This window comes from Trichococcus sp. (assembly GCF_049589555.1).
Lineage (GTDB): Bacteria > Bacillota > Bacilli > Lactobacillales > Aerococcaceae > Trichococcus.
This window is the reverse complement of sequence record NZ_JBAWAZ010000364.1, coordinates 1-4,027: the sequence shown is the minus strand read 5'-3', so window position 1 is coordinate 4,027 and position 4,027 is coordinate 1. Positions and strand designations below refer to the sequence as shown.

Sequence of the window (4,027 nt, the reverse complement as noted above, 5' to 3'; positions counted from 1 at the left end):
AGCAGCTCCCGGTTGCTCGCGGGAATCGGATAGCTCCGGATTTCTGCTGCCGTCTGCGTATAAGTGCTTCCGTCCAAGAAGGCCGCATCGTTCTGGAGGATGCTCTCGATGCTCTCCTGAGTGGACTCGAAATGGAACTGCAGGCCAATCACATTACCCTTATATACAAATCCCTGGTTCGGACAAACATCGCTTGCGAACAGGCGCTCCGCCCCTTCCGGCAAGCCGAATTGCTCCCCGTGCCAATGGAACACGACCAGTTCCTCAGGCAGAGCTCCAACAGCTGTCGAGCTTATCGTTCGGATCGGCAACCAGCCTGCTTCCCGGTAGGCCCCCTGAAGAATGTCAGCTCCCAAAGCTTTGGCGATCTGCTGTCCGCCAAGACAAACGCCGAAGACTGGCTTGCCTTGGCTGATGAGTGCACGGATAAGCTGCCGCTCCTCTTCCAACCAAGGGAGTTCATCCAAGACGCTCATGGGACCGCCCAATATCACAAGGAAATCCGTTTCCTCCGCTTTCGGCAAAGCATCCCCCAGAAATAGGCGGTATATCCTGTAGTCAGTCCCGGTCTGCCGGCACCAATTCTCGATTTCCGCTGGCCCTTCAAAATCCACGTGCTGCAAAATTGCGATACCCATGCTGATACCTCCTCAAAATTGATTATTCCCATCATAATCCATCAGCCCGCGAACGTCACCCATCGCCGCGTTATTGAGTGCAGATGCAGGTCGAGAATGTTATGATAGACCTATAGAAAACACCTGATCCAAAGCCATTTCCGAAGGGAGCAAGCACCATGAGAAACCTGGACAAAGAAATTGCGATCATCAAAAAATTCAAAGCCGAACACCCGAATAAAGCCTACAAACTCTACATCGAGACAAGCGATGACTTCGACTTCCATGACGAAACCGAAAGCGAAGACTACATCGCCGTCCTCATCGCCGAACTGGAAACCGAAACGCCCGTAGAAAACCCGTTTTTGGAAGGCACCTCCGCCTATAACTGGGATGCCGAATACGTCATCTACATCGACAAACCCACTACGGCCGACCGGGAATTGATCACGAAGCTGTATTACGACGAACTGCTACAATATGTCTGAAGGGAATCACCCTTCAGGCATTTTTTTATCCACTTCGTCTTTGGCTTCCTCCTCCGAAACACGCTCTTGGGGTTTATGCCCTGCTGCTTTTCCCTCATCGGTTCCGTTATCGCTTGGCTCCGGTTTTTTGGACGACCGCAGCATCTTCTCCACGAGCAGTTTGACCAACCGATCCAGTTCAACCATCACGATCCCTCCCCTATTTTTTACCATCATACAACAACCATCCCGATATTTTAATTCTTTTTGGCCCGCATCGCAAAGTTTACGTTCAGTTTATCCCCTGTTGATATAGTCATACCAAGGTTTACAGAACACAAAAAGTAGACCAAATCGAAGGAGGAAAAATAATGAGTCAGAATTTTGAGAATGCGATCAGAGAGAGATTTGAGCAAGGGTTCAAGAATTGGAACAATGGGTACGATGCTTGGTTGGACTGGTGCGAGACGCTTTATGAACCGGATGCGCACTACAATGTCTACAGCGATCGCTTGACCCTGCAGCAATACAAGGACATGATGGGCCAACTTTTCCAGGCCTATGACATCGAACTCGGCGAATTCCATAATATGATCGTGGAGAACGAATGGGGTGCCATCCGCTATGTCGTATATATCATCGACAAACGGACCGGTGAACGGATCAAACAGAACACGATGGAATTCGTCAAATTCAAAGAGAATCCTGAACCGATCGGGGTACGCGTCGTGGAGGGCTGGGCATTGTCCGATAAACCGTTGTCCACCCACTGATACACACGCTCTTAAAGCAACATGACAACATAAAACAGCCTCGGGAAATCCGCTTGTTACGGACTTCCGGAGGCTGTTCACTTTATCCCAGTTGCGGCAAACAGATCAGTCGTTCAAGGATTGCTCCGGGCATTCAGTCCAGATCGGCTCCGTTTGAAGCGATGACCTTTTTGTACCAGTGGAATGAATCTTTTTTGCTGCGTTTCAGGCTGCCTTTTCCTTCATCATCCTGATCGACGTAGATGAAGCCGTAGTGTTTGGACATCTCGCTCGTGCTGGCGCTGATCAGATCGATGCAGCCCCAAGGTGTATAGCCCATCAGATCGACACCCTCTTCGATGGCTTTTTCCATTTCGATGATGTGCTCGCGCAAGTAGGCGATGCGGTAATCATCATGGATTTCGCCCGTTTCGGTGACAGTATCGACTGCCCCCAATCCGTTTTCGACAATGAACAACGGCTAAACTAATGCGCTGTCCAATTCTGATGCTTCCGCTTGCTGCTGCGCTTCCACCTCTTGTTTATAAGCAGCTTTGTCCATAACTTTGAAGAACGGCAGATAGACGAAATAGCTCACGCCGATCATAAGTGCTTGATAGACAGCCCATCTCCAGCCGCCCGCCATCAATCCGTTGATGATGACCGGAACACCCAACGGTACCGCGATACCCGGCAGGTAAGGCAGGATGCCTGTCAGCATGCCAAGATAGGAAGTAACTGCGATGATCAAAGGCACCAGGATGAATGGGATAGCCAAAGTGAAGTTCATGATGATCGGCATCCCGAAGATGATCGGTTCGTTGATGCCGCAGATGTTCGGTATCAAGCTCAATTTGCCAAGCACACGGTATTGCTCCGATTTTGCCCGCAGCATCGCCATAGCCAAGCCTAAGGTAGCGCCTGAACCCATGAACACAACCATCCCGAACATGCTTCCGGAAACGATGTTCGGGATTTCCAGACCGGCGTTATAGGCTGCCAAGTTTTCAGTCCCCAGCGGTGTCCAGATCGGCATGAATACACTGTAGACGACCATTGCGCCGTGTACACCGACCAACCACAAAATCTGTGCCGCAAACATCGCAACCAACAGAGCCGTAAAGCTTCCGCCCAGTTTGGTCAACGGTGCAGCCACTACTGAAAAGATGAACGAGTGGATATCACCAAAAGCAGTCAACGTCATCACGTAGCGGATGACCATTGCAAGGACAGCCAACACCAAGCCCGGCACCAGACCGGAGAATGATTTGGAAACAGTAGGCGGTACGCCGTCAGGCATCTTGATGACCCAACCTTTAATTTTAAAAATGGTATAAACTTTCGCGGACAATAACGCGACAAGAAATGCAGTAAACAGTCCCGGTGCGCCCATCCAGGTAGCGGGCAGCGAGGCCAATGTGTTCGCTTCGGAATAATTGAAAGGTGTCACAATCAAAAAGCTCATCAAGGCAAGAATCCCTGCCGGCGTCCCGTCGATGTCATAGGACTCGGCAAACTTCGCGGCGATCAAATAAACAACATAGATGGCCAAAAGGTTTGTCGTGATTTCGGAAGGAATGACCGTAATCGCTTTCAATCCGGTGTTGACCAAAAAATCCTGATACCCTTGAACCGGGAAACTGTTCACAAGACTCCCCAAGGCACCCACGATCGTGATCGGCATCGCTGACATCAGACCATTCGTGATGGCACTGATGTATTTGTTGTTTTGGATCGCACCCGCACCACGTTGTAAACTCATTTGCACATTCGAAAAATCAGCCATTATTTTCAGCCCCCTATTTGTTTAATAAATTTAAAGCATCCGCCAATACTTTTTTGCCGTTCATCATGCCGTAATCCATCGAAGGAATCGTTGCGATCGCGACCGGATGGCCACTGTACTTCTTTTTGAAACTCTCTTCCATGTAACCGACTTGCGGGCCCAGCAAAAGAATGTCGATATTCTGGATCAGCTTATCCACTTTCCCTTCCGCCGTGGCATCGATATTTACCTCCATCCCTTTTTCTTTTGCTGCATCCTTCATCCGTTCGACCAGCATACTGGTCGAGAAACCTCCCGCACAGGCCAACATAATCGATAGTGTCATGCAATCTCCTCCTGATTCACTTTTTGTGTATGGAACAAATGGACTTCTTCCCTCAGTTGGATCAGGTGCTGCGCCAGATC

At 49.8% G+C, this 4,027-nt stretch carries 6 protein-coding genes and 1 pseudogene; 2 read left to right on the top strand and 5 right to left on the bottom strand.

Annotated features, from left to right (window positions below; genetic code table 11):
* On the bottom strand, positions 1–638 hold a 638-nt coding region (locus tag WBV27_RS12520; RefSeq protein WP_424202458.1), incomplete at its 3' end, for a type 1 glutamine amidotransferase.
* Between the two features lie 158 nt (positions 639–796).
* Between WBV27_RS12520 and WBV27_RS12515 the strand changes: the two genes are divergently transcribed.
* Positions 797–1,105, top strand: a complete 309-nt coding sequence (locus tag WBV27_RS12515) for a hypothetical protein (RefSeq protein ID WP_424202457.1) — start codon at positions 797–799, stop codon at positions 1,103–1,105.
* Positions 1,106–1,111: 6 nt separating this feature from the next.
* On the opposite strand, the gene WBV27_RS12510 is transcribed toward WBV27_RS12515, so the two are convergent.
* Positions 1,112–1,321 (bottom strand): hypothetical protein, encoded by a 210-nt coding sequence (locus WBV27_RS12510; RefSeq protein WP_424202456.1) that lies wholly within the window; start codon positions 1,319–1,321, stop codon positions 1,112–1,114.
* Positions 1,322–1,455: 134 nt separating this feature from the next.
* On the opposite strand from WBV27_RS12510, the gene WBV27_RS12505 reads away from it, so the two are divergent.
* A complete protein-coding gene (locus WBV27_RS12505) occupies positions 1,456–1,857 on the top strand; it encodes a hypothetical protein (RefSeq protein ID WP_424202455.1) in 402 nt (133 codons plus the stop codon).
* A 133-nt stretch (positions 1,858–1,990) separates the two neighbouring features.
* On the opposite strand, the pseudogene WBV27_RS12500 reads toward WBV27_RS12505, so the two are convergent.
* From WBV27_RS12500 to WBV27_RS12490, 3 genes and pseudogenes are all read right to left on the bottom strand, one after another.
* A pseudogene (locus tag WBV27_RS12500) lies at positions 1,991–2,317 on the bottom strand (family 1 glycosylhydrolase); the annotation flags it as partial.
* Positions 2,318–3,622: a PTS sugar transporter subunit IIC gene (locus WBV27_RS12495; RefSeq protein ID WP_424202454.1), complete on the bottom strand. Its 1,305-nt coding sequence runs from the start codon at positions 3,620–3,622 to the stop codon at positions 2,318–2,320.
* A 13-nt stretch (positions 3,623–3,635) separates the two neighbouring features.
* Complete coding sequence (locus WBV27_RS12490; protein WP_424202453.1) at positions 3,636–3,947, bottom strand: PTS sugar transporter subunit IIB; 312 nt, start codon at positions 3,945–3,947, stop codon at positions 3,636–3,638.
* Between the last annotated feature and the right edge of the window lie 80 nt (positions 3,948–4,027).